A 22,979-nucleotide genomic window follows, 5' to 3' on the forward strand; every position below is an offset into this window, starting at 1 on the left:
ACAAAGTCTCCGGGCAAAAAAATGGGAAGATCAAACCGGCTGGATACCAAGGCGGCCAGACGCGCCTTCGTCCTTGCCGGCGGCCTTGGCCGCGTCGCGCACCAGCTGCTCGAGCACGGCGAGATAATCGAGGAAACGGCGGCGGCCGCTCTTGGTCAGACGGCAGGTGGTGTGCGGGCGATTGCCTTCATAGCCCTTGATGACGTCGACGAGGCCGGCCTCCTGCAGTACCTGCAGATGCCGGCTGAGATTGCCGTCGGTCAGGCCGCAGAGCTGCTTGAGATCGGCAAAGGCGAGCCCCTTCGGATGCGCCATCAGCGAGGTCAGCAGGCCGAGCCGCGCCTTCTCGTGGATGACGCGGTCGAGGCCGTCATAGGCGAACGGCGCGGTGGTCACGTCAGTCTTCGGCATCATGGCCTCCGGAAGCGAAATACAACAGTGCTGCGAGCAGCAACTGGCCGATCGCGAATGGCAGTCCCATGGTCCAGGGCGACAGCGCGTGACTCTGGCTTGCGATCAGGAGCACCGTGAAGCCCGACAGGAAGTACCAGGCGCCGCCGAGCGCGATCGTGCGCGGCAGCAGGCGAACCGAAGCGAACACGCCGAGGCTGACCAGCACCTGCCACAGGCCGGGCAGCATCCACAGCGTCTCGGGAGCGAACTTCCATTGCAGGATCGCAAGCAGCACGCCGGCGATGACGGCGGGAACGAACTGCCCGATCGCCTGCTGGACCATCGCGTCTGCAAGGCCCGAATGATGCCGCCGTGAGCGCGCCTGCATCTCGATCCAGATCAGCACGGCTGACAGCAGCGCAGCCGCCGCCCAGCCGGCAAGAAACGCAATCGGATGGCCGGTGGGATCGTCAAGCCAGAGATGTTGGGCGAGCGCCGTGATCAGCGCGATGCCGCTGGTGGCGGCGACGGTTGCCGGACCGTAGCCGCGGAACGCGGTTCCCGCCGCGATCTGGCTGCGGATCGCGAGAATATCGGCCAACGCCTTGTCAAGGTCGCGCATGATTCGTCCGAACTTTGTATTGCAAAGTATACGGGATCGCCAAGTAAACGCAAGCGCGATTGCCGGCGGGCGGCAAGGCGGCTGGGCCGCGCTCAGACACGGTAAACAACCGATTGCCATTCCCGCTTTGGTTGCGATAGCATACGGCACAATTTCAACACAGCGACCATTTCTGTGACCGGAGCACTCCGTGGCCGGTCCGCGCGACTTTTTGCCGGGAGTTTTTCATGAACCTCGCCCAGCACCTCAATCGCGTCGGCGCGTTTTTTCGACGTCTCCGGCGGCTGTATCGCACCGTCGAGGATCTCCGCATCATCGTCATCTGCCTCGCCGTCGGTGGTGTCGCGCTGCTGTATCTGGATCAGGGCAGAGACGTGGTCCGGGCGCTGGTCGACAGTGCCAACGCCACGATGAGCGGCTGGACGATTGCAGACGATGCGTGGCCGACCTTCGGGCGATGGGCTGCGTTCCTGGCGGCCTGCGTGTGGTCCGGCATCAACGCATGGTATTGGTCCAACCTGCTCTACAAGACCCGACAGGCGCAACAGCAGCCGCTGTGGTTTCGCTATCTTCGCCGCGTCTTCGGGATCGCGCCTCTGCTGGGCGCAATCGCTGCAATGTGGCTGAGCGCGCGACACGGCTTGCAGGATGCCTGGGTCGGAATGGCCTGCTTCACGCTGGCCGCTGCGCTTCTGTTTGCCTTCTTCATCTATCGCACCGTGCGGTTTGGTGCACAGCCGGGCGTGCAGCCTTTCGCCGCAATCCGGCTTGAACGCGGCGATTGGGGCTTCATCGCTGCGACCATCGTCATCTCGGTGGCGATCTTCGTGCTGCTCTGGATATCCAGCGTCCGTACCCATTTCGCCTGGGCATTGGGACCCGCGGCGCTCGCCTATGGCGCGATCGGATGCATCATCCCGCTCACCAGCCTGCTGATCTTTCTGGTGCGGCAGCAAAGAATTCCGATCGTCCTGCTCGGCGGCATCGCCTTCGTGGTGTTCAGCCTGTTCAACGACAATCATCGCGTCCGCAGCCTGCCGGCCACTGCCGACATGTCGGCGCGTCCATCGCTCGAGCAGGCTTTGGCGCGATGGGAGGCCGGCCGCGCACCCAACGAACCGATGGTCCTCGTTGCCGCGGCCGGCGGAGCTTCGCGCGCGGCGTACTGGACCGGCACCGTGCTGCGGGCGCTCGATGAACGCAGCAACGGAAAATTCTCCGATCATGTGTTCGCCATCAGCAGCGTCTCGGGCGGCTCCCTCGGCGCAATCGGCTACGCGGCTTGGCTCGCCGATCGCCCGATGGGTTCGGAAGCATCCGGCAAGCAGGCCCGGCTGAATTTCGTGCAGACCTTCTTCGGCAAGGACTATCTGTCGCCGGCCATCGGCGGGCTGCTGTTCACCGACCTGCTGCAACGTTTCCTGCCGGCGCCGTTGTTTCCCGACCGCGCCATTTCCCTGGAGGAGGCATTTGAGATCGGGTGGGATCAGCTCGCGACGGCCTGTAAACAGCAGCCGTGCCCGGCGAAGGGGCGCTTGGCGGGCGAGTACACCGGCATATGGAGCAAGTCCCGGCTGCAGCAAGACGACGGACGATGGGTGCCGATCGTGCTCGCCAATGGCACCTATGTCGAAACCGGCAAGCGGATCATCACCGCGCCGATCCGCATCGAAACGGACGCGTTCGAGGACACGCACGATTTCTACAAGCTGGCGCCGGCGCCGATCCGCGCGTCGACCGCGGTGCTCAATTCCGCCCGCTTTACCATCGTCAGCCCCCCGGGACGCCTGGTCAACGGCCAGTCCACCAGCGGGCGCATCATCGACGGCGGCTATTTCGAGAATGGCGGCATGGAGACCGTCTATGACCTCGCGCGCTATCTGAAGCGAACCGGACGCACACGGAAGATCGTCATCATCGAAATCCTGAACGACGACACCATGGGTCCCGAGGACCTCGCGCGGCATACCGGCGGCCAGCCGGTCCCGGTCGAGCCGGCGAAGGCCCAGCCGCGCTCACCCATCCTGATCGAGGTTACGTCGATCATCGGTGGCCTCTATCATACGCGCGGTGCGCGCGGCGTGCTCGGCGCCAAGCGCGTCTCCGATACCAGCATATCCGGCCTGGAGAATGCCGAGTTTCACTCGTTCGATCTCAAGCCCCTTGGCGACGACGCCTACACGGCCATGAGCTGGGTGCTCTCGCTCGGCACGCTCGATGCGATGGACGTGACCTTCAACGTCGACCCGGGAAAGATCGACGAGTTCCTCGCAAGCCGCCACTACACGCCAAGCATGGAGGAGACGATGATCGCCGATCTTCGCGCAGTCATCGGTCGCGCCACGGAGAATCGCCGCCAACTCGACGATGTGCTCAAGACCTTGAACACGGATATCAGGCCGCCGATGCTGGAAGCCACTATCGCGCAGAAGCGAAAGTGACGAAGACCATCACACCTTCACCAGGCTGGCAAAGCCGCCATAGATCATCCGCTTGAGATCAAACGGCGCCGTTTTCGGATCCATCGACGAGAAGCGGGGATCCGCCATCACCTTGGCGTTGACCTTGTCGCGCTGGGCGCGCGATTTGTAGGTGATCCAGGCGAACACGACGGTTTCGCCGGCCTTCAGTTTCACGCTCTGCGGAAACGAGGTCAGCTTGCCCGGCTTGACGTCATCGGCGACCCATTCGCGATAATCCAGCGCGCCATGCTCGCGCCAGACCTTGCCGGCCTTCTTCGAGAGCTGGGCGTAGGCCTTGAGTTTCTTCTTTGGCACGGCGACGACGAAACCATCGACGTAGGGCATGGGCGTTTCCTTCTGTACTGGACCGTCATTGCAGGCAGCAGCGCATACGAGCGCGCAGCCCATCACAGGCTTCGCGAAACAATGACGGCGTGTGACGCGCCAAGCGTCAGGTATGACAGCAGGATGCCTGAACCGGCGCCGGTTGGTACTGGTCACGTAGCCGCACCCAATCCATCGGATAGGGCAAGCCTTCCTCGTGGCGGCCGAGCGGCGTCAGGTCGAGATAATGATAGGCGGCATTCATCATATCGAGGCCGCGCGCGAAGGTCGAGTAGGTGTGGAACACGCTCCCCTCCTCGTCGCGGAAGAACACGCTGATGCCGGGCAGCTCGGGACCATAGAGCGGCGTCGTTCCATAATTGTATTTCGCGTCCCCAGCATCGATCTGACCTTGCGTGAACGACACACCGTAATCGTAGTTGAAGTCGTTGGTTCCCGACGACAACCAGTCGAAGGTCCAGCCCATCCGCTTCTTGAACGCCTCGAGCTTGGCCAGCGGCGCCCGCGAGATCGCGACCATCGTGGTGTCGCGCGCGGCGAGATGCGGAACCATGCGCTCGAAGCCGTCGACCCAGAACGAGCAGCTCTTGCAGGCGGCATCCCATTCCGGCGCGAACATCACGTGCTGCACCACGAGCTGCGGCCGGCCCTTGAAGAGATCGCCGAGCGTCACCTTGCCATCAGGCCCGTCGAACACATAGTCCTGGTCGACCTTCACCCAGGGCAGCTCGCGGCGCTGCCGGCTCACCGCTTCGCGGGCCTGGGTCAGCTCCTTCTCGCTGATCATCAGCGCCTTGCGGGCCGCGATCCATTGTTCGCGCGAGACGATTGTGTGTTGAGACATGGCATGCTCCTTTGCAGGTCAGGCGTCGACATACTGTTCCAGATTGCCGAGGAATTCGGTCCAGCCGCGCTGATGGTTGTCGCGAGCGGTCTCATCGACGAACTGCGCGTGATGGAAGGTGAGCAAGGTGCCGCCGGCGTCGGGCTTGATCGACACCGTCACTTCGGACTCGCGCTCCGGCGTCGAATGCCAGGCCCAGCTGAACACCAGCTTCTCGTTCGGCACCACCTCACGATAGGTGCCGCCGACCTCGTGATATTCGCCGTTCTTGCCGGTGAACTTGATCCGGTAGCGTCCGCCGACACGAACATCGAGCTCAGCCTGGGTCGTGCCGGGCTTGATCTGCCCCGGCCCGAACCATTGCACTAGGTTTTCCGGCTCGGTCCACGCGGCGTAGACTTTTTCGGGCCGTGCGCGGAGGAGCCGCGTGAGGGTAAGGCTTGGACGCGCGGCAAGGCCGGCGTCGGCGGCGACTGCGGATTGGTTTGCCGATTGGATTGCCATGGATCTTCCTCCACAAAGGCTGCAAGGCGGTCGAGATTGTCGGACCAGAATTGCGCGTAGCGATTGAGCCAGTTCATCGCCTGCTCCATCGGCCTCGCGGTGAGCCGGCACGCCACGGTGCGGCCGGTCTTTTCGCGTGCGACGAGGCCCGCATCGGTGAGCACGTCGAGATGCTTCATGATCGCCGGCAACGACATCGCGAATGGCTGCGCCAGCTCGCTCACCGACAGGCTTTCCTGCTCACCGAGCCGCGCCACAAGCGCGCGGCGGGTGGGATCGGAAAGCGCCGCGAAGGTGCGGTCCAGTGCTTCGTCTTGATACTTAACCATACGGTTTAGTATAGGCGCAAACGGCGCGGCGTCAAGCGCGATCCTTCACGATTGCGCGAACAGGGGCGCTGCCTCACGACAAATGGCTGGGACGACCGGAGACCGCGAACGCCCTGCGGCCGAACGCGTTCGCAGCCGACGGCTATTGCGGGTGTGTTTTGCGATGCCGGTGCTTATGACGATAGCGTCGCGGCTCCGGCTGCAGCTGTGCGCGAAACAGGAAGCGCGGGTTCTCCCCGCAGGCGAGATAACGCCCCGACACGCTCGCAAGGCACTGATCGTAGGTTTGGTAGGCGCATTCGCCGGGATAGCCGAGGCTCGGCCCCTGCGCGCACCACGGATAGTCATAGGGGTCGGCGGAGGCAGGCTTGATGCTCGCGGCACCGGCGAGCGCCATCGTTCCCAAAGCAAGCATTGCCAATCGCGATGTGCGCATGATCCTATTCCTCCGATGCCGCAGTGAGCAAAGTGCGGCATCTCGGGTAAGGTTCCTGAAGGTCATTTTATTCCGCGTCAAGGCCCAGCAGAAGGCCAGGCGTTTCCTGACGCTTGAAGCCTACTCGACCTTGAGGCCGGCGAACTCGACCACCTTCTTCCACTTGTCGGTCTCGGCCTTGATGTCGTTGCCGAAGGCGTCCGGCGTCTGGATCAGCGAATCACCGCCGAGCTCGACCAGACGCTTCCTCATATCGGGCTCGGCGAGCACGGCGTTGATCTCGGTGTTGAGCTTGGTGATCAATTCCTTCGGCGTGTTCTTCGGCGCGCCCATGCCGAACAACGCGCTCGCTTCATAGCCCTTCACGGTCTCGGCGATCGCCGGCACGTCGGGCAATTGCGAGGAGCGCTCGGCCGTCGTCACGCCGAGCGCGCGCAGCGAGCCGGAACGGATGTGCTGGATGATCGAGGGCATATTGTCGAAGATCACCTGCACCTGACCGCCGAGCATGTCGGTGATCGCAGGCGCGGCGCCGCGATACGGCACGTGCTGCATCTTGCAGCCGGTCATCGACATGAACATCTCGCCGGAGAGATGCACCGAGGTGCCGTTGCCGGACGATGCCATGTTCACCTTGCCGGGATTGGCCTTCACATACTCGATGAACTCGGCGACGTTCTTCGCCGGCACGTCCTTGTTGACGGTCATCACGTTCGGCACGCGGTTGAAAGAGGCAACCGGCGCGACGTCGCGCACGAAGTTGAACTTCAGATTGGCGTAGAGCGAGGCGTTGATGTAGTTCGCCGGATTGACCAGCAGCACGGTGTAGCCGTCCGGCTCGGCGTTGATCGCAGCCTCGGTGCCGATATTGTTGCCGGCGCCCGGCTTGTTCTCGATCACGAATTGCTGCCCGAGCTTCTCCGACAGCCGCTGCCCGATCAGGCGCGCGATGATGTCGGTGGCGCCGCCCGGCGGATAGCCCACGATCCAGCGCACCGGCCGCGCCGGATAGTCGGCTGCGGAAGCACGGCCGATCGCGAAGGTCGAAATCCCCGACCCGATCAGGCCCAGCGCGGCGCGGCGTGAAATCATGAAGTCTCTCCCAATCCAGCAGGGTTCGGCCCCCTGCCCGTTTCTGTTGCGTTGCATGCGGCGCGATTCTAACAAACAATGCGTGATGCGGCCAGTGCGACACGTGCGCACCGACCGCGACGAAAGACTAAGCTGCGGCTCTGATTGCATCAGAACCGAACGCGTTCGGGACCGAAAAGGATCGATCATGTCCGTCAAGGTGAATGGGCTCGACCATCTCGTGATCAACGTCACCGATGTCGTGCGCTCGGTTGCCTGGTACAGCAGGATCCTCGGCATGGAGGTGAAGGTGTTCGACCCCGGCAAGGGCAAGACGCCGCGCACCTCGCTGGTGTTCGGCAACCAGAAGATCAACGTGCGGCCGCGCGATGCCGACAAGGTGGAATGGTTCACCGCCGATCACGAAGCGGCCGGCAGCGACGATCTCTGCTTCCTCACCGCGAGCACGCCGGACGAGGTGGTCGCGCATCTGAAGGCCAATGGCGTCAAGATCGAGGAAGGTCCGGTCGCCAAGCAGGGCGCGCGCGGCACGCTGCGCTCGGTGTATTGCCGCGACCCCGACGGCAGCCTGATCGAGATCTCGTCGTATGAACGAGACCCAACCTAGCGATCGTTCGTCATTGCGCGCGAGCGCGTGCGTGGATGCGCGCCGGATCACAGGCACCGCCAACGGATCCACCTCTTCCGCGCGGCGGAACGGATAGCTTCAGCGCAACATTGCTCTGCAAATCCTGATTTGCTCTCGGCGCACGCCGATGGCAGAACTGCTCCCAACCAAGATCAAGGGTGGCCGCCAAGGCCGCGGGAGGACATATGACCAGTTCAAAAGCAGTGCCGGGAATCGTCGGACCGTTTGCCGGGCTCGACGTGCCATGGCTGCTGAGAATGCGCGCCGAGGTGCGCCGCGATCATCCATTCCTGATCTGGGCACCGTTCGACGCGCCGGCGCGGCACTGGAGCTACGGCGAATTCCATGAGCGGGTCGGCGCGCTAGCCGCGGGCCTCGCCAAACGCGGCATCAGGCAAGGCGACTATGTCCTGATCCATCTCGACAATTGCATCGAGGCGATCATGTCATGGTTCGCCTGTGTCGAGCTTGGCGCCATCGCCGTCACCACCAACACCCGCTCGGCGGCAGCCGAGATCGAATATTTTGCCGGCCATTGCGGCGCGGTCGCCGCGATCACCCAGCCAGCCTATGCCGAATTGATATCAGCCAACTGCAAGGGGCTGCGCTGGATCGCGGTGACCTCGCACGATGCGGGCCAGGCGCCGGCGCAGGCGCCCGCGCGCGGCGACAGCTTTGAAGCGCTGTTTGCCGACAGCGCCGACCGGCCACAGCGCGCGACCGATCCGCTCGCGCCGTGCAGCGTGCAATACACCTCCGGCACCACATCGCGGCCGAAGGCGGTGCTGTGGACGCATGCCAATGCGCTGTGGGGCGCCAAGATCAACGCCGCGCATCAGGACCTGCACGCCTTTGACGTGCACCAGACCTATCTGCCGCTGTTTCACACCAACGCGCTGGCCTATTCGATGCTGGCGATCCTGTGGGTCGGCGGCACCTGCGTGATCCAGCCGCGCTTCTCGGCCAGCCGCTTCTGGCCGGTGGCGCTCGAGCACGGCTCGACCTGGACCTCGACGATTCCGTTCTGCATGAAGGCGCTGCTGGAGCACGAGGTGCCGAAGCATCACAAGTTCCGGCTCTGGGGCACCGCCGTGAACGCGCCGCCGGCATTCGCGATGTTCGGCATCAAGATCATCGGCTGGTGGGGCATGACCGAGACCATCACCCACGGCATCATCGGCGAGGTCGATCAGCCGAACCCGCCGATGTCGATCGGCCGCGCCGCGCCGGAATACGAAATCCGCATCACCAACGATGACGGCACGCCGACCGGCGTCGGCGAGACCGGCAATCTCCTGATCAAGGGCATTCCCGGCCTGTCGCTGTTCGCCGAATATCTGCACAACGAGAAGGCCACGCGCGAGAGCTTTGACGAGCACGGTTACTTCATCACCGGCGACCGTGTCACGATGCTGGAGCGCGGCTATCTCAAGTTCGGCGACCGCTCCAAGGACATGCTGAAGGTCGGCGGCGAGAATGTCGCGGCCTCCGAGATCGAGCAGGTGATCGCCGTGGTGCCGGGCGTCCGCGAGGCCGCGGTGGTGGCGAAGAAGCATCCGATGCTGGACGAGGTGCCGGTCGTCTTCATCATCCCGCAAAGCGGCGTCGCCGCCTTGCCGGCCGACCTGCACGACAAGGTCATGACCGCCTGCCGCTCCGCGCTCGCCGACTTCAAGGTGCCGCGGGAAATCCGCTTCGTCGACGAGATGCCGCGCTCGACACTGGAGAAGGTCGCGAAGGCGGAATTGCGGAAGATGCTGGAGTAAGAACGGCGCTTTGCCTCGCCGTCATTGCGAGCGAAGCGAAGCAATCCACCGCTCAGCATACGCTGAAGTATGGATTGCTTCGTCGCTTCGCTCCTCGCAATGACGCGAAGTTCTCAATTCACCTCGAACCGGATCGGCAGCTTTTTCGGGCCGCTGACGAAGTAGGCCTGCGTCATCTTCACCTCGCCGTCGAGCGAGAGCGATTTCAGGTGCGGCAGCAGCTCCTCGAACAGGATGCGCATCTCGAGCTTGGCCAGATACTGGCCGAGGCAGAGATGCGCGCCATAGCCGAATGCGACATGGCGGTTGGGCTTGCGGTCGCTGCGGAAGCGATCGGGATCCTCGAACACCTCCTCGTCGCGATTGCCCGAGGCGTAGCACAGCATCAGCCAGTCGCCCTTGGCGATTCTGCGGCCGCCGAGCTCGGTATCCGCGGTAGCCGAGCGCATGAAATGCTTGACCGGCGTCATCCAGCGGATCGACTCGTCGACCAGGCCCGGGATCAGTTCCGGGTTGGCCTTCACCTTGGCGAATTCGGCGGGGTCCCTGGCCAGCGCCCAGATCGCGCCCGCGGTCGAGGATGAGGTGGTGTCGTGGCCCGCAGTTGCGACGATCATGTAATAGCTGGTCTGATCGTGCTCCGGCATGTAGTCGCCGCCGATCTTCGCGTTGGCGATGACGGTGGCGAGATCGTCGCGCGGATTCTGGCGGCGATCGTCGGTGATCTTGCGGAAATACGCCGAGAAGTCGGCGACGATCGCCTGCAACATCGCCGAGACCTGTTCCGCGCTCAGCGCCTCGCGGACGCGCGCCGTATCCGGATCCTGCGGGCCGAACAGCTCCTGCGTCAGCTTGAGCATGCGCGGCTCGTCCGCCTCGGGCACGCCGAGGATCTCCATGATGACGTGCAGGGGATAGCCGAGCGCAACGTCCTCGACGAAATCGCAGGCGCCGCCGCGGTCGAGCATGCGCTGCACCGTGGCCCGCGCGATCTCGCGAACGCGGCCTTCGAACTTGCCGAGATTGGCCGGCATGAACCAGCCCTGCGTCAGCGCGCGATATTTCGGATGGTCGGGCGCATCCATCTGCACCAGCGAGCGCACCAGATTGGGCCCACCGGTGATCTTGCGCACCCGCTCCTCGAGCGCCTGGTTGGTCAGCGTGGTCGGCCGATCGGCGTTGTGGAACAGGTCGTTCTGGCGACTGATCGCCTGGATATGGGCGTGCTTGGTCACCACCCAGAACGGATCAAACTTGTCCGGCCGCGCGATCCCGAGCGGATTGTTGGCGCGCAGCCAGCGATAGCTGTCGTGGATGCGGTCGTCGGCATAGGCGACCGGATCGACGAGGGTTGCCGCGATGTTGGCGGGGATGTCGAGATCCCCGGTCGTTGCCGTGTCCATGATCGTCCTCACCCAAGCATCGGTCATGCCGATGATCGCCGAAATCTAGGCGGAGGTAAGGACGGGGACTTGCGTTGATTGGCTAAACTCGTCACCTCGCCCGTCATTGCGAGCGAAGCGAAGCAATCCATCGCGCCACAAGCGGCGGCATGGATTGCTTCGTCGCTATCGCTCCTCGCAATGACGACGCGGTAAAAGCGCTCAATAATGCCCGAATGCCACCGGGCGGAACGCCTGCAGCAATTGCTGGTCGAGCTTGCCACCCATCTCCTCCATCATGGAGAAGGCCTTGGCGTGGGTGAACTGCAGCCGGTAGGCGCGCTTCTCGACGAGCGCGGCATAGACATCGACGATCGTGGTGACGCGGACGATGTCGCTGATCTGGTTGCCGCTGAGGCCGTTCGGATAGCCGGTGCCGTCGAGGAATTCGTGATGATGCAGGATCACGTCGAGCATTTCAGGCGGGAAGCCGCCCTGCGCGGACAGCGCCTCGTAGCCACGACGCGGATGCTCGCGCATCTCGGCCATTTCCTCGACCGTGAATGCGCCGGGCTTGTCGAGCAGCGCGACCGGAACGAACGCCTTGCCGACATCGTGCAGCAGCGCGGCGCGGGCGAGACGGCGCTGATCGTCCTCGCGCATCCCGAGATGCTGCGAGAATGCGACCGCGAAGCCGGTCACGAACAGGCAGTGACGATAGGTCTCCTGGTGATGGCAGCCCACGGTGGTCAGCCATTCGCGCAGCGAGTTGTGCTTGATCGCCTTGAGGATCTTGTTCTCGGCGGCAACGATGTCCTCGAACTTGAGCGGCTCGCCGGCGCGCATCCGCTCGAACATCTTGACCATCACGCCATGCGCGGCTTCGACGCCGCGGTTGAGCGCCTTGCCGCGGTCGGTCTCGTCGTAACCGCTGTTGTCGGGAAATGCGGCGCGGATGCGCTGCAGGATGCCGCGTGCATCGAACGGCCGCGAAATCGTGTCGGTGGCGCCGAGCGCCCAGGCCTGCATCGAGGCGTGATGCAGCGCATCCGCCAGCACGAACAGCCGCGGCATCTCGCGATAGGCATCGGTCTGCAACTTGGCGCGGACCATTTGCACGGCCTCGGGCGAGCGCAGATTGATGTCGACGACAATGCCGGAGAGATCGCGGGCCGGCTGCTCGGGAATGTCGGACGTCGGAACGGTATCGACCTCGCCCACCGAGCGCAGGATGCTGGCGAGTTCGTTGCTTTGATCGCTTCGATCTGACGCCAGCAGGAGACGGCGCTTCGAAGTCTGGTTGTTGGCCAAGGCAGTCATGACATCCCCGTCGCGGTAACGACCGACGCTGGACGCTACCGGACGATGCGTTCCCTCCGGCTTAATGGGGATGCTGAACGACGGTTAAGCGCAATGGATACAATTTGAGGGATCGTCGAATCCACCAGTGAAATCAGGCCGGCCCGAAATAAAAGCGGCCGGACGCATCGCCTGCGAATCATGAATTATTTCCGGCTCCAGCGCGGCGCAAAGAAAAACGCCGGAGAGCTTTACGCTCTCCGGCGTCCTCATTCGTTCAGGCCATTACGCCTTCATCGCAGCCTTTACCGCTTCCGCGGTGATCGGCAGGCCCCGGACGCGGGCGCCGACTGCGTTGAAGACGGCGTTGCCGATCGCCGGCGCCACCACCGTCACGGCGGGCTCGCCGACGCCGGTCGCCTTCTCACCATTGGCGATGACGTTGACCGCGACTTCCGGCAGCTGGCTCATCCGAAGCGGCGTGTAGCTGTCGAAGTTGGTCTGCTCGATGCCGCCGTCCTTCAACGTCGCCTTCTCGAACAGCGCGAGTGACATGCCCCACAGCGCCGCGCCCTCGACCTGGGCCCGGATGCCATCGGGATTCACCTGCGTACCAACGTCGGTCGCAACCGTCAGCTTCTTCACCGTCACCTCGCCCGAGGGGGCGACTGCGACGTGGGCGACGCAGGCGGTCCAGCTCGCCGTGGCGCGCTCCTGCGACGACACGCAGGCCACGCCCATGCCTTCGCCCTTGGGCAGCTGCTTGGTGCCGTAGCCGGCGAGACCCATCGCAGCGAGCAAGGTGTTGCGGAGACGCTGCGCGCCGCCGTCATTCTTGCCCTTGCCGTCGAGCAACGAGATGCGGAGCTGTGCCGGGTCCTTGCCGGTCGCATGCGCGATCTCGTCGACCATGCTTTCGATCGCCCAGAAGGTCCAGCCCGGCGCCACCGAACGGAGCTGACCCGACGGGGTGGCGTTGTGCGCCATCTCGTTCTTGATCGCCCGCACATAGTGGTTGGGCACGGTGTAGAAGAAGTCCGCTCCGTTCACCGTGAAAGCATCGAGCGGCCCCTTCTTGTCGACCGAGGGCGACAGGAAGTCGGGGATGCCCCAACGCTGGGTCGGCCAGGCCGAGACGACATCGTGGCTCAATGCGACGAGCTTACCGTCGCCGTCCACGCCGGCCTTCACCTTCTGGAAGGTCAATGGACGCGAGAAATCCATCGTCATGTCGTTCTCGCGCGTGTAGATGACCTTGACCGGCTTGCCGACGGCCTTCGCCGCCTGCACCGCGGGCACCATCATGTCGGCGTCGAGACGCCGGCCGAAGCCGCCGCCCAGCCACGTCTGGTGCATCACCACGAACTTCGGATCGATCCCGGCGGCGCCGGCTGCGATCGCGCCGGAGCGTGTCGCGAACTGGTTGCCGGAATAGATGTGCAGGATGTCGCCCTTGAACTCCGCGGTGGCGTTCATCGGCTCCATCGGCGCGTGGATATTGATGTTGGTGGTGTACTCCGCCTCCAACACCTTGGCCGCCGAGCCGAAGGCCGCATCCGGATCGCCGTCCTTGACGAAGAACTGGCCGGAATCGCTCAGCCCCTGAAGCCGCTTGGCTTCAGTCAGCAGCGATTCGCTCGACGCTTTTGCATTCGGGCCGCCATCGTAGCTGATCTTCAGCGCCTCGGCGGCTTTCTTCGCCTGCGCATAGGTGCTGGCGACCGCGACGACCCAACCGGTCGTGGTTGTGGTCTTGTCGTCCAGGGTGACGGCCTTGATGAAGCCCGGCAGCTTCTTGGCCGCGCTATCGTCGACCGACTTCACGGTGGCACCGTAGCGGACCGGCGGAGTGACCAGCGCGCCGTAGACCATGCCCGGCAACATCGTGTCGATGCCGTACTTGGCCGTGCCGTTGACCTTCAACGGAATGTCGAGCTGCGGCACCGAGACGCCGATCATGGTGTACTGGTCGGGCGTCTTCAGCTTGATCGCCTTCAGATCATCCGCCGTGAAGGTCTTGGTCGCCTTGCCGCTCTTCACGACGTCGGCGAACGACATCGACTTCTTCGACTTCGGATGGCTGATCGTCGACGCGCGCACCACCAGCTCACCGGCCGGCACGCCCATCGAAGCGGCAGCCGCCTCGGTCAATGCGATACGGCCGGCAGCGCCGGCGCGACTCATGGCGTCGAAGTTCATCATCGTCGACCAGCTGCCGCCGGTGATCTGCGCGCCCAGCACGGGATCGTTGTACTTCGGGTCGTTGGAGGCGAGCTGGACCCGCATGTCCTTCCAGTTCGCGCCGAGCTCTTCGGCCACGATCTGCGCCATGGTCGAGGCGACGTGCTGGCCCATGTCGGCCTTGCCGCAGGTCACCGTGACGAGGCCATCAGGCGTGATCGAATACCAGACGCTCGGCTCGAAGTGGGCGGGTGCGGGCGCTGCGAGCGCGTGATCGACGCCGGACGCGGCGTAGCCGAGCACGAGGCCGGTTGCAGCGGTGCCGACCAGGAAGGAACGGCGGCTGAGATCGGTCGCCTCAGGGGCGAGACTCTTCACGTGCTTGTTCATGTGGCCCTCCGCTCGGATCCGGTGGCCGATGCGGTGCGCATATCGGACGCAGCGCGCATGATCGCCTTCTGGATTCGTGAATAGGTCATGCAACGGCAGAGATTGCCGTCCATATGCGCGACCACTTCTTCCTTCGTCGGGTTGGTGTTCTTCGACAGCAGCGCTGCCGCCTGCATGATCTGGCCGGACTGACAGTAGCCGCATTGCGGCACCTGCTCGGCGACCCAGGCCTTCTGCAAGGGATGTTCGCCCTTGGCGGAGAGACCTTCGATGGTGGTGATCTTCTTGCCGACGGCGTCGGCGAGCGAGGTCTGGCAGGACCGCACCGCTTCGCCGTTGACGTGAACCGTGCAGGCGCCACAGAGACCGGCGCCGCAACCGAATTTGGTGCCCGTCATCTGCAATTGCTCGCGGATGACCCAAAGCAGCGGCGTGTCACTGGCCGCCTCGACGGACATATTCCGTCCGTTGATATTGAGATTTGGCATCTCTCTCCCCTTCCGGTGGCGGAAGCCGCTTACGGCGGCAACTCACTGTTGGGTCATGGCTGGCGCCCACCGGGTAAGCGACAGTTGCCAAAACAATGGTCCGGTTCCCGGCTGGAGGCAATCCAATTTGGAATTGCTCGAAAGGAATAAATTTCGGAAACTGCCGGTTGTGCGATGCGGCAACGGCATGAAGCTTTTGAAATGCCAGCATTGATGCCGTATCGATGGCTCCTACCAAGGTCGGTAGCGTCGCCGAACCTGACGTCGACAACAGAAGGAGCCCGTCAATGGCCAAGCTCAACCGCAGCGGTGTCGATATCTATTATGAGATTCACGGCAGCGGCCCGCCTTTGATCCTCACCCACGGCTATTCGTCGACCTCGGCGATGTGGCAAGGCCAGATCGAGGCGCTGTCGAAGCGGCACAAGCTCATCCTGTGGGACATGCGCGGGCACGGCCAATCCGACTATCCCGACAATCCGGATGCCTATAGCGAAGCCCTGACCGTCGGCGACATCGCCGCCCTGCTCGACGCCGCCGGCGCCGACCAGGCGATCGTCGGCGGCCTATCGCTCGGCGGCTACATGTCGCTCGCCTTTCACCGCGCCCATCCGGAGCGGGTGCGTGCGCTGCTGATCATCGACACCGGCCCGGGATTCAAGAAGGACGACGCCCGCGAGGTCTGGAACAAGCGCGCCCGCGACACCGGTGATCGCTTCGATCGCGAAGGGCTCGAAGTGCTGAAGTCGCTGAGCGCCGAGCGCGCGACGGTCGCGCATCGCAACGCCCGGGGCCTGGCGCTCGCCGCGCGCGGGATGCTGGCGCAGCGCGACGCGCGGGTGATCGAATCGCTGCCCGGAATCAAGGTGCCAGCGCTGGTTGTGGTCGGCGCCGATGACACGCCATTCCTGGCTGCGTCCGATTACATGGCGGCAAAGATCCCGGGCGCGCAGAAGGCGGTGATTCCGAACGCCGGCCATGCGGTCAACATCGACCAGCCCCAAGCCTTCATCGCCGCGGTGCTGCCGTTCCTGGACGGCCTTGAAGCCGCGCGCCGGGAAAGACCACGTCGTGAAGACGATTGCCGTCGCATTGTTGCTGACTGCCGCCGCAACAGAAGCGAGCGCGCAGAAGCTGCCGTTCGTCACGGCCCCGTCCACCTTCACTGCGACGCTGTCGAACAGCACGCCGCTGGCGTTCGGGATGGGCGTCGCGGACGCGCAGCGCGCACTCGGCACACCCTTCACCTACGTCAGCGGGCGGCCCGGCAACGAGATCTTCCTGACCTTCCGCGATATCGGCGGCAGCGGGCTGTTCCCGCACCACGACCGCCTCTTTCTCCAATTCCGCAAGGGCCGGCTCGCCGGCTGGAAGGGCGACTGGGGCGAGAACTGGATGTGGCGCTAGCCCTCGTCAAAGAGCTTCATGCCTAACGTGACAAGGATGGACCATGGGACAAGATATCAGGCTCAAGGCTTCGGACGGATTTGAACTCGGGGCCTATCGCGCCGACCCTGCCGGCGCGCCGAAGGGCGCTGTCGTCGTGATCCAGGAGATCTTTGGCGTCAATCACCACATCCGCTCGGTCTGCGACCGACTGGCGAGCGAAGGCTATGTCGCGGTTGCGCCTTCGATCTTCGATCGCATCACGCCGAACTTCCAGAGCGGCTATTCTCCCGACGAAATCGCCGAGGCGCGCAAATTCGTCGCCAATCCGGACTTTGCCGCGATGCTGCGCGACAGCCAGGCGGCGATCGACGCAGTGAAGTCGGTCGGACCGGTCGGCATCGTCGGCTTCTGTCTCGGCGGCAGCATCGCCTATGCGGCCGCGACCAAGCTGTCAGGGCTGTCGGCTGCGATCGGCTATTACGGCGGCGCCGTTATACGCTTCGCCGACGACAAGCCGACCGTGCCGACGCAGCTGCATTTCGGCGAGAAGGATGCCGGCATTCCCTTGAGCGATGTCGAGACCATCAAGTCGAAGCGGCCCGAAGTAGAGGTCTTCATCTATCCCGGTGCGCAGCACGGCTTCCATTGCGACGAGCGCGCAAGCTACGACAAGGCCAGCGCCGACACCGCCTGGCCGCGCAGCATGGAATTTTTCGCGGAGCATTTGCGGAAATAAGCCGCAGCTTTTTTCCATCTCGTCATTCCCGGGCGCGCGAAGCGCGAGCCCGGAATCCATTTCGCCGCATCATTCGTGGTGGAATGGATTCGGGGCCTGCGCCTTACGGCGCATCCTCAGGTGCGCAATTGCGCACCGGGGAATGACGGGTGGATGGAAATTTCGCCTAAAACCAGCGCTCGCCGACGAACACCGTATCGCCCGGGCTCATCGGCGTGCCCAGCGGCACCACGAAACGGCCGGCGCCGGACGCGTCGGTGTGGGTCAGTGTCACGCTGTCGCGGCGGGCGCGCGGCGAGAAGCCGCCGGCAATCGCGACCGCGCTCTCGACGGTCATGTTCGGCACGTAGGGATACTGGCCGGGCGCCGCGACTTCACCGAGAATGAAGAACGGCCGGTAGGATTCGATCTCGACCGCAACCGACGGTTCGCGGATGAAGCCGTTGCGCAGCCGCGCCGAGATTTCGCCGGCGAGACCGGCCGGCGTGCGGCCGCGTGCCGGCACCGAGCCGATCAGCGGCATGGTGATCGCGCCCGCGGCGTCGATCGCGTAGGAGTTGGTCAGGCCTTCCTGGCCATAGACCACGACGCGGAGCTTGTCGCCCGGGCCGAGATGATAGGAATTGTCGTAACCGGCGGGCCCAGCCGGCGCGGCGGCATAGACGACCGGGGCGGCGACCGGCGCGGCATAGCCATAACCGGGAGAAGAGCTCGCGAAGGCGGAACGCAATGCGCTGATCGCACCGCCGCCTCCATCGGCAACCGGAGCGGCTGCGTAGGTCGGACCATAGGTGACGGCATCGACACCTTGCGGGCCGACGGCAACGGGCCCAGACGTGCTCATGCAGCCAGACAGCGCGAGCGCAGCCACAACGGCAGTGATCGGCAATCGTAACGCGTGTGCAACCGGCACCGGACTTATCCCTCAACGGCGAGACAGGCCCAGTCTTGCACCACTTATGGTTAATAAAGGGTTTTCGGAGACCGGGTGGAGAGCCGGAAAGCCCGCCTTCCCCTCGATCCAGGGCCGGCCTCCGGAAAAGCGAGGAGCGCGTTTCCGGAGCGGCCGCTTCTCAAGCAGGACGATCAGGCGGTGACGCCGACGCCGATCGGGCAGGACACGCCGGTGCCGCCGAGCCCGCAATAGCCCGCCGGATTCTTGGCGAGGTACTGCTGGTGATAGTCCTCGGCGAAGTAGAACTCGCCGGCCGCGGCGACTTCCGTCGTGATCGCGCCGAGGCCCTTGGCGGCAAGCGCCTTCTGATACATCGCCTGCGACGCATCGGCGGCTTTGCGCTGCGCGTCGCTGAAGGTGTAGATCGCGGAGCGATACTGCGTGCCGATGTCATTGCCTTGGCGCATGCCCTGCGTCGGGTTGTGGTTCTCCCAGAACGTCTTCAGGAGCTTCTCGTAGGAGATCTTCTTCGGGTCGAACACGACCAGCACAACTTCGGTGTGGCCGGTGCGTCCCGAGCACACCTCCTCATAGGTCGGGTTCGGCGTGTGGCCGCCGGCATAGCCGACCGCGGTGGTGTAGATTCCGTCGCCGAGTTCCCAGAACTTGCGCTCCGCGCCCCAGAAGCAGCCGAGCCCGAACACCGCCTGCTCGAGGCCTTGCGGATAAGGCGGCGTCAACTTGCTGCGGTTGACGAAATGGGTGGTCGCGGTCGGGATCGGCGTCGCGCGGCCCGGCAGCGCCTCGGCGGCGCTTGGCAACGCGGTAGTCTTGCGCATGAACAACATGGATACCTCCAGGCGGGACATCGGCCGACGCGGGTTGGGCCTGCGGGCCGGCTGTCACCTATATATGTCCTTACGCAGATGATGGCAGCCCCGTTACCGATGGCTGCGGCCGAGGAGGCTGCAGCCAAGAAGACTGCGGAGACCAAAGTCAGTCGCGTGAATAGCCGATCAGGGGCTTGCGCGGCCGGAACAGGATCATCAGCAGGATGCCCAGGATGCCGAGCACCGCGAACACCGGCTGCTCGAGGATCAGGCGGATCACACTGTTCCAGAGCCAGGGCGCGAGGTGATCCACCCAGGCATGGAACGCCTGCTGGCTCGACTGATGGATGTCGTTCCAGAACTGGCCGAACTGGGTGAACCGCAGGCTCTGGTCGGCGACGTAACGGGCCCCGTCATAGACCATGAAGATGAAGCTGCCAGCCAGCAGCAAAAGGCCGATCAGACGGAAAAAGCCGCGGATCATGCGTCACCCAAACTCCCTGTCGCGCCCCACGCGTCGTCAGGCCTTACCGGGCGCCTCCCGGAAATTCAACCTCTTCAGCGGCTTATCCGGCCCTCCCGGGCCCGATTTCAGCCCCTTTTTGGGTCCCGAAAGCGTTGACGCTTAAGCCTGCGCCATCTATAAGACCGGCCGATGGCGGCGGGCGCAATCCTGCCGCCGCTGTTCTTTGGACAGTGCCGCATGCGGGGGCAGCTATTTGCGCTCTTCGCATGGCCGCCTCAAGGACACCCAAGTCAATACCTTGGACAAATACATCAGAGTCGAGATTTGAACCGGCCGGTGCGCGCAAGCCCGACCACTGAGCGATCACCGCCGAAGGACAGTTAGAGAACCATGGCCAACACCACCTCCGCCAAGAAGGCGACCCGCAAGATTGCCCGCCGCACCATCATCAACAAGTCGCGCCGCACCCAGATGCGTGGCGCGGTGCGCACCGTCGAGGAAGCGATCAAGAGCGGCGACCGCGAGGCGGCACTCAAGGCGATGAGCAAGGCCGAGCCCGAGCTGATGAAGGCAGCGCAGCGCAACATCATTCACAAGAACCTCGCGAGCCGGAAGGTGTCGCGCCTCACGCAGAGCATCGCCAAGCTCGCCAAGTGAGCTGCAACTCAGCTGACTGAAAAACAGATCTGTTACGAAGCCCGGCTCGCGCCGGGCTTTTTGTTTTTGTCCCGACTTTTGTCGCAGAGGATTTTTGTCGTGGAAGTTTCATAGCGCGAGAAGACTGCGGATTGCCGCGCAACGAAGTGCGTGTCATGTTTCGTCGCGTCCGTAGTTCTACCGGACAATATGCTTAACGCAGCGCACTCGCGCAGAGATTGTCCTTCGCTAAGCTAGATAGATGGAATAGCGCGCGAATATCTCGCGCCGAAACTTTGCGAAGCGAGAAAATTGCGACGCGGGTTACCCTGCAAAAGTAATCGAGAAAAATGACGTCTCGCGAGTTACTTATGCACATAGCGTTGGACAGCGATTGGAAAAGCGACCGGCGCGCGACCAATTGTAAATTTTCTATGAAAATTTTTTGGTATTGCACCGTCGTTTGTGACGCGCGCGATTCTGTGCGCTGATTCAAAAACTTGCTTTCGCAACTCGGCATCGGCAACGCCGCAACAGTCACGAAGAGTCGCGATCCCCGTCGAATCCACGGATTGTCAGAAAATGCGCTTGGTGTATTTATTTCTTGTTCGCGACGCCCAAGGCTCTCCAGATCAGCGCGGTTTGAGACCCAGGGGCGGACGCACAAATCGGCGGCGGTGTGTGCGTTAGCGACGCTTTCCAAGCGAAGCTGGATTGACGGCTCATAGCGATATGAGGACGGTCGACCTGTGTCAAAATATCTCCGGCGATGTCCCCGGCAATTTGGGGGATCGAACAAGAGAGACCAGGACGATCGTTGGAATCCGGCAGCGGGAACGCGGCGCGAGCGAACAGGTTGACGACGACACGCGGCGGCGAAGCGCCGGGCATTTCGGTGTTCGGTAGCGGCAGTTCGAATTTAAGGCACCAGCAAGCTGACAACTTGCCGCGATACGTCGCGGCGGGAGGGGGAGGACTTATGTCTTACGGTATCATCACTGCAGTCGATCCATCGACTACTGAAGTGCAGATTTCCAGTGGTGCCGTAATCAACCCCTCGGACGTTGGCTCCTACCCGCAGAGGCCGTCGAGTACGCGCTGACCTCGCGGGACGCATCTTCTCCAAACAGCTGATCTGTCGGGTGGCGCATGGTCGCCACACGGGGGAGCTTTGTCCGGAGCAGACCGCGCCCGCTAGAGGTCGCGCCGCAGCAGGCAGCAAGCCTGCACGGCGCTTTCGCAATCATCATCTCTCAGATTTGGAAAAGCACGAAAGCTATGACGAACACGGAACAGGATCGCTGGTCGCGGGTAAAGGGACGTTTGCGGACGAGCGTTGGCGAGGACGTTTACACGAGCTGGTTCGCACGGATGGACCTGGAGAGCGTGCACGACGAGAGTGTGCACCTGTCGGTTCCGACCCGGTTCCTCAAGAGCTGGATCCAGGCGCATTATGCTGACCGCGTGCTCTCCTGCTGGCAGGCCGAGATGCCGGAAGTGCACAAGATCGACCTTACGGTGCGCTCCGCGATCCGTGCGATGGCTCCCGTGAAGGAAGCGGTTGCGCCGGTCGAAGTGCGCCGCATCGAGCGCACCGACGGCCGTCCCATGCCTGAACTGCGTGCGTTTGCGACCGCGCCGGTGTCGGCAAGCCATGACGCGCTCGGCGGCTCGCCGCTCGATCCGCGCCTGACCTTTGCAAGCTTCGTCGTCGGCCGCTCCAACACGCTGGCCCATGCGGCTGCGCGCCAGGTTGCGGAAGGACGCCGCGGCGATCCCGTGATGTTCAACCCGCTCTACATCCATGCCGGCGTCGGCCTCGGCAAGACCCATCTGCTGCAGGCGGTGACCTGGGCCGGCAATTCCGGCGGCGAGCGCAAGGTGCTGTATCTCACCGCCGAGAAGTTCATGTACGGTTTCGTCGCGGCGCTGAAGACGCAGACGGCGCTGGCGTTCAAGGAAGCGCTGCGTGGCATCGACGTGCTGGTCATCGACGATCTGCAGTTCCTGCAGGGCAAGTCGACGCAGGCCGAGTTCTGCCACACGCTGAACGCGCTGATCGATGCCGGCCGCCAGGTCGTGATCGCAGCCGACCGTCCGCCGTCGGATCTGGAAAGCCTTGACGACCGCGTGCGCTCGCGGCTGGCCGGCGGCCTCGTGGTCGAGATGGCTTCGCTCGGCGAGGAACTGCGGCTCGGCATCCTGAAGTCGCGCGTCGCCGCGGCCCGCGTCCACCACGCAAGCTTCGACGTTCCGGAGGAAGTGCTCGACTATCTGGCGCGCACCATCACCCATAATGGCCGCGACCTCGAAGGCGCGATCAACCGCCTGCTGGCGCACTCCAAGCTCAACAACCAGCCGGTGACGCTGGAGATGGCCGAGCGAGAGGTGCGTGACCTGATCCGCCCGCAGGAGCCGAAGCGGATCAAGATCGAGGACATCCAGCGCGTGGTCGCCCGGCAGTACAATGTCAGCCGCTCCGACCTCTTGTCGTCCCGCCGCACCGCCAATGTGGTGCGCCCGCGCCAGGTTGCGATGTATCTGGCGAAGACGCTGACCTTGCGCTCGCTGCCGGAGATCGGCCGACGCTTCGGCGGCCGCGACCACACCACGGTGCTGCACGCCGTGCGCAAGATTGAGGCACTGGTCGCCAAGGACACGACGCTGTCGGAAGAAGTCGAATCGCTGAAGCGCCAGCTCCAGGAATAGGGTCGCCGCATCCGGCTGGCTCGTTCCATGGCCCTCCCCTTAACCAAAGGGGAGGGCTAAACTTTTTTCCGACCCAAAACGTGGGGAACGGGGCCCGTTTCGCGCCCGTATCCCTTGCACCGGCCGCTCATCCGAGCCACCTTGCGGTCCCCCCGTG

The 22,979-nt window shown here is 63.8% G+C and carries 20 protein-coding genes and 2 pseudogenes; 7 read left to right on the plus strand and 15 right to left on the minus strand.

Annotated features, from left to right (window positions below):
* Positions 1 to 30: 30 nt before the first annotated feature.
* Together H8A95_RS10970 and H8A95_RS10975 are read right to left on the minus strand one after the other, a co-directional pair.
* Positions 31 to 411, minus strand: a complete 381-nt coding sequence (locus tag H8A95_RS10970) for a transcriptional regulator (protein ID WP_229183190.1) — start codon at positions 409 to 411, stop codon at positions 31 to 33.
* Positions 398 to 1,015, minus strand: a complete 618-nt coding sequence (locus H8A95_RS10975; protein ID WP_229183191.1) for a hypothetical protein — start codon at positions 1,013 to 1,015, stop codon at positions 398 to 400. The genes H8A95_RS10970 and H8A95_RS10975 overlap by 14 nt, the downstream gene beginning before the upstream one ends.
* Before the next feature lie 227 nt (positions 1,016 to 1,242).
* Here H8A95_RS10975 and H8A95_RS10980 point away from each other — a divergent pair, with 227 nt between their 5' ends.
* On the plus strand, positions 1,243 to 3,456 hold the full coding sequence (locus tag H8A95_RS10980) for a patatin-like phospholipase family protein (protein WP_229183192.1): 2,214 nt from the start codon (positions 1,243 to 1,245) through the stop codon (positions 3,454 to 3,456).
* A gap of 9 nt (positions 3,457 to 3,465) precedes the next feature.
* Here the strand turns inward: H8A95_RS10980 and H8A95_RS10985 are convergent, their stop codons facing one another.
* The 6 genes and pseudogenes from H8A95_RS10985 to H8A95_RS11010 all read right to left on the minus strand — a co-directional run bounded on the left by H8A95_RS10985 (position 3,466) and on the right by H8A95_RS11010 (position 7,027).
* Entirely contained in the window at positions 3,466 to 3,822 is a 357-nt protein-coding gene (locus H8A95_RS10985) for a DUF1428 domain-containing protein (protein ID WP_229183193.1), read from the minus strand.
* 106 nt (positions 3,823 to 3,928) lie between these two features.
* Entirely contained in the window at positions 3,929 to 4,666 is a 738-nt protein-coding gene (locus H8A95_RS10990; RefSeq protein WP_229183194.1) for a DUF899 domain-containing protein, read from the minus strand.
* An 18-nt stretch (positions 4,667 to 4,684) separates the two neighbouring features.
* Positions 4,685 to 5,047, minus strand: a pseudogene (locus H8A95_RS10995) (SRPBCC family protein); the annotation flags it as partial.
* Positions 5,032 to 5,499: an ArsR/SmtB family transcription factor gene (locus tag H8A95_RS11000; protein ID WP_229183195.1), complete on the minus strand. Its 468-nt coding sequence runs from the start codon at positions 5,497 to 5,499 to the stop codon at positions 5,032 to 5,034. The pseudogene H8A95_RS10995 and the gene H8A95_RS11000, both read right to left, overlap by 16 nt.
* Positions 5,500 to 5,641: 142 nt before the next feature.
* A complete protein-coding gene (locus H8A95_RS11005) occupies positions 5,642 to 5,935 on the minus strand; it encodes a DUF3551 domain-containing protein (protein WP_420839370.1) in 294 nt (97 codons plus the stop codon).
* Between the two features lie 120 nt (positions 5,936 to 6,055).
* Complete coding sequence (locus H8A95_RS11010; protein WP_229183196.1) at positions 6,056 to 7,027, minus strand: Bug family tripartite tricarboxylate transporter substrate binding protein; 972 nt, start codon at positions 7,025 to 7,027, stop codon at positions 6,056 to 6,058.
* Between the two features lie 187 nt (positions 7,028 to 7,214).
* On the opposite strand from H8A95_RS11010, the gene H8A95_RS11015 reads away from it, so the two are divergent.
* Both H8A95_RS11015 and H8A95_RS11020 read left to right on the plus strand, forming a co-directional pair.
* Positions 7,215 to 7,634, plus strand: a complete 420-nt coding sequence (locus tag H8A95_RS11015; protein ID WP_163156721.1) for a VOC family protein — start codon at positions 7,215 to 7,217, stop codon at positions 7,632 to 7,634.
* A gap of 206 nt (positions 7,635 to 7,840) precedes the next feature.
* Positions 7,841 to 9,421 (plus strand): AMP-binding protein, encoded by a 1,581-nt coding sequence (locus tag H8A95_RS11020; protein ID WP_229183197.1) that lies wholly within the window; start codon positions 7,841 to 7,843, stop codon positions 9,419 to 9,421.
* Positions 9,422 to 9,534: 113 nt separating this feature from the next.
* Here the strand turns inward: H8A95_RS11020 and H8A95_RS11025 are convergent, their stop codons facing one another.
* The 4 genes from H8A95_RS11025 to H8A95_RS11040 form a co-directional block, all read right to left on the minus strand.
* Positions 9,535 to 10,824, minus strand: coding sequence for a cytochrome P450 (locus tag H8A95_RS11025; protein ID WP_229183198.1), 1,290 nt, complete (start codon positions 10,822 to 10,824; stop codon positions 9,535 to 9,537).
* 201 nt (positions 10,825 to 11,025) lie between these two features.
* Complete coding sequence (locus H8A95_RS11030) at positions 11,026 to 12,123, minus strand: HD-GYP domain-containing protein (RefSeq protein ID WP_163156714.1); 1,098 nt, start codon at positions 12,121 to 12,123, stop codon at positions 11,026 to 11,028.
* Between the two features lie 264 nt (positions 12,124 to 12,387).
* Positions 12,388 to 14,673, minus strand: a complete 2,286-nt coding sequence (locus tag H8A95_RS11035; protein WP_229183199.1) for a xanthine dehydrogenase family protein molybdopterin-binding subunit — start codon at positions 14,671 to 14,673, stop codon at positions 12,388 to 12,390.
* Positions 14,670 to 15,161: a (2Fe-2S)-binding protein gene (locus H8A95_RS11040; protein ID WP_163156709.1), complete on the minus strand. Its 492-nt coding sequence runs from the start codon at positions 15,159 to 15,161 to the stop codon at positions 14,670 to 14,672. Before H8A95_RS11040 ends, H8A95_RS11035 begins: the two co-directional genes overlap by 4 nt.
* Positions 15,162 to 15,448: 287 nt before the next feature.
* Between H8A95_RS11040 and H8A95_RS11045 the strand changes: the two are divergent.
* Positions 15,449 to 16,204, plus strand: a pseudogene (locus tag H8A95_RS11045) (alpha/beta fold hydrolase); the annotation flags it as partial.
* Positions 16,205 to 16,611: 407 nt separating this feature from the next.
* Positions 16,612 to 17,286: a dienelactone hydrolase family protein gene (locus H8A95_RS11055; RefSeq protein WP_229183200.1), complete on the plus strand. Its 675-nt coding sequence runs from the start codon at positions 16,612 to 16,614 to the stop codon at positions 17,284 to 17,286.
* A gap of 166 nt (positions 17,287 to 17,452) precedes the next feature.
* Here the strand turns inward: H8A95_RS11055 and H8A95_RS11060 are convergent, their stop codons facing one another.
* The 3 genes from H8A95_RS11060 to H8A95_RS11070 all read right to left on the minus strand — a co-directional run bounded on the left by H8A95_RS11060 (position 17,453) and on the right by H8A95_RS11070 (position 19,495).
* On the minus strand, positions 17,453 to 18,199 hold the full coding sequence (locus tag H8A95_RS11060; RefSeq protein ID WP_420839371.1) for a polysaccharide biosynthesis/export family protein: 747 nt from the start codon (positions 18,197 to 18,199) through the stop codon (positions 17,453 to 17,455).
* 173 nt (positions 18,200 to 18,372) lie between these two features.
* Positions 18,373 to 19,029, minus strand: a complete 657-nt coding sequence (gene msrA, locus H8A95_RS11065; protein ID WP_229183201.1) for a peptide-methionine (S)-S-oxide reductase MsrA — start codon at positions 19,027 to 19,029, stop codon at positions 18,373 to 18,375.
* Positions 19,030 to 19,177: 148 nt separating this feature from the next.
* Positions 19,178 to 19,495 carry a hypothetical protein gene (locus H8A95_RS11070; RefSeq protein ID WP_229183202.1) on the minus strand — a complete coding sequence of 106 codons (318 nt, stop codon included), beginning with the start codon at positions 19,493 to 19,495 and terminating at the stop codon, positions 19,178 to 19,180.
* A gap of 372 nt (positions 19,496 to 19,867) precedes the next feature.
* Here H8A95_RS11070 and rpsT point away from each other — a divergent pair, with 372 nt between their 5' ends.
* Both rpsT and dnaA read left to right on the plus strand, forming a co-directional pair.
* The gene (rpsT, locus tag H8A95_RS11075) at positions 19,868 to 20,134 is read left to right on the plus strand and encodes a 30S ribosomal protein S20 (RefSeq protein WP_229183203.1); all 267 of its coding nucleotides are present in this window, start codon (positions 19,868 to 19,870) and stop codon (positions 20,132 to 20,134) included.
* 1,257 nt (positions 20,135 to 21,391) lie between these two features.
* A complete protein-coding gene (dnaA, locus tag H8A95_RS11080; RefSeq protein WP_229183204.1) occupies positions 21,392 to 22,822 on the plus strand; it encodes a chromosomal replication initiator protein DnaA in 1,431 nt (476 codons plus the stop codon).
* Positions 22,823 to 22,979 lie beyond the last annotated feature (157 nt).

Source organism: Bradyrhizobium oropedii, assembly GCF_020889685.1.
GTDB classification, from domain to species: domain Bacteria; phylum Pseudomonadota; class Alphaproteobacteria; order Rhizobiales; family Xanthobacteraceae; genus Bradyrhizobium; species Bradyrhizobium oropedii.

Excerpts from the sequence above, each read along its gene's own strand:
- H8A95_RS10970 (WP_229183190.1), bottom strand. The coding sequence starts at position 411 with ATGCCGAAGACTGACGTGACCACCGCGCCGTTCGCCTATGACGGCCTC.
- H8A95_RS10975 (WP_229183191.1), bottom strand. The coding sequence starts at position 1,015 with ATGCGCGACCTTGACAAGGCGTTGGCCGATATTCTCGCGATCCGCAGC.
- H8A95_RS10980 (WP_229183192.1), top strand. The coding sequence starts at position 1,243 with ATGAACCTCGCCCAGCACCTCAATCGCGTCGGCGCGTTTTTTCGACGT.
- H8A95_RS10985 (WP_229183193.1), bottom strand. The coding sequence starts at position 3,822 with ATGCCCTACGTCGATGGTTTCGTCGTCGCCGTGCCAAAGAAGAAACTC.
- H8A95_RS10990 (WP_229183194.1), bottom strand. The coding sequence starts at position 4,666 with ATGTCTCAACACACAATCGTCTCGCGCGAACAATGGATCGCGGCCCGC.
- H8A95_RS11000 (WP_229183195.1), bottom strand. The coding sequence starts at position 5,499 with ATGGTTAAGTATCAAGACGAAGCACTGGACCGCACCTTCGCGGCGCTT.
- H8A95_RS11005 (WP_420839370.1), bottom strand. The coding sequence starts at position 5,935 with ATGCGCACATCGCGATTGGCAATGCTTGCTTTGGGAACGATGGCGCTC.
- H8A95_RS11010 (WP_229183196.1), bottom strand. The coding sequence starts at position 7,027 with ATGATTTCACGCCGCGCCGCGCTGGGCCTGATCGGGTCGGGGATTTCG.
- H8A95_RS11015 (WP_163156721.1), top strand. The coding sequence starts at position 7,215 with ATGTCCGTCAAGGTGAATGGGCTCGACCATCTCGTGATCAACGTCACC.
- H8A95_RS11020 (WP_229183197.1), top strand. The coding sequence starts at position 7,841 with ATGACCAGTTCAAAAGCAGTGCCGGGAATCGTCGGACCGTTTGCCGGG.
- H8A95_RS11025 (WP_229183198.1), bottom strand. The coding sequence starts at position 10,824 with ATGGACACGGCAACGACCGGGGATCTCGACATCCCCGCCAACATCGCG.
- H8A95_RS11030 (WP_163156714.1), bottom strand. The coding sequence starts at position 12,123 with ATGACTGCCTTGGCCAACAACCAGACTTCGAAGCGCCGTCTCCTGCTG.
- H8A95_RS11035 (WP_229183199.1), bottom strand. The coding sequence starts at position 14,673 with ATGAACAAGCACGTGAAGAGTCTCGCCCCTGAGGCGACCGATCTCAGC.
- H8A95_RS11040 (WP_163156709.1), bottom strand. The coding sequence starts at position 15,161 with ATGCCAAATCTCAATATCAACGGACGGAATATGTCCGTCGAGGCGGCC.
- H8A95_RS11055 (WP_229183200.1), top strand. The coding sequence starts at position 16,612 with ATGGGACAAGATATCAGGCTCAAGGCTTCGGACGGATTTGAACTCGGG.
- msrA (WP_229183201.1), bottom strand. The coding sequence starts at position 19,029 with ATGTTGTTCATGCGCAAGACTACCGCGTTGCCAAGCGCCGCCGAGGCG.
- H8A95_RS11070 (WP_229183202.1), bottom strand. The coding sequence starts at position 19,495 with ATGATCCGCGGCTTTTTCCGTCTGATCGGCCTTTTGCTGCTGGCTGGC.
- rpsT (WP_229183203.1), top strand. The coding sequence starts at position 19,868 with ATGGCCAACACCACCTCCGCCAAGAAGGCGACCCGCAAGATTGCCCGC.
- dnaA (WP_229183204.1), top strand. The coding sequence starts at position 21,392 with ATGACGAACACGGAACAGGATCGCTGGTCGCGGGTAAAGGGACGTTTG.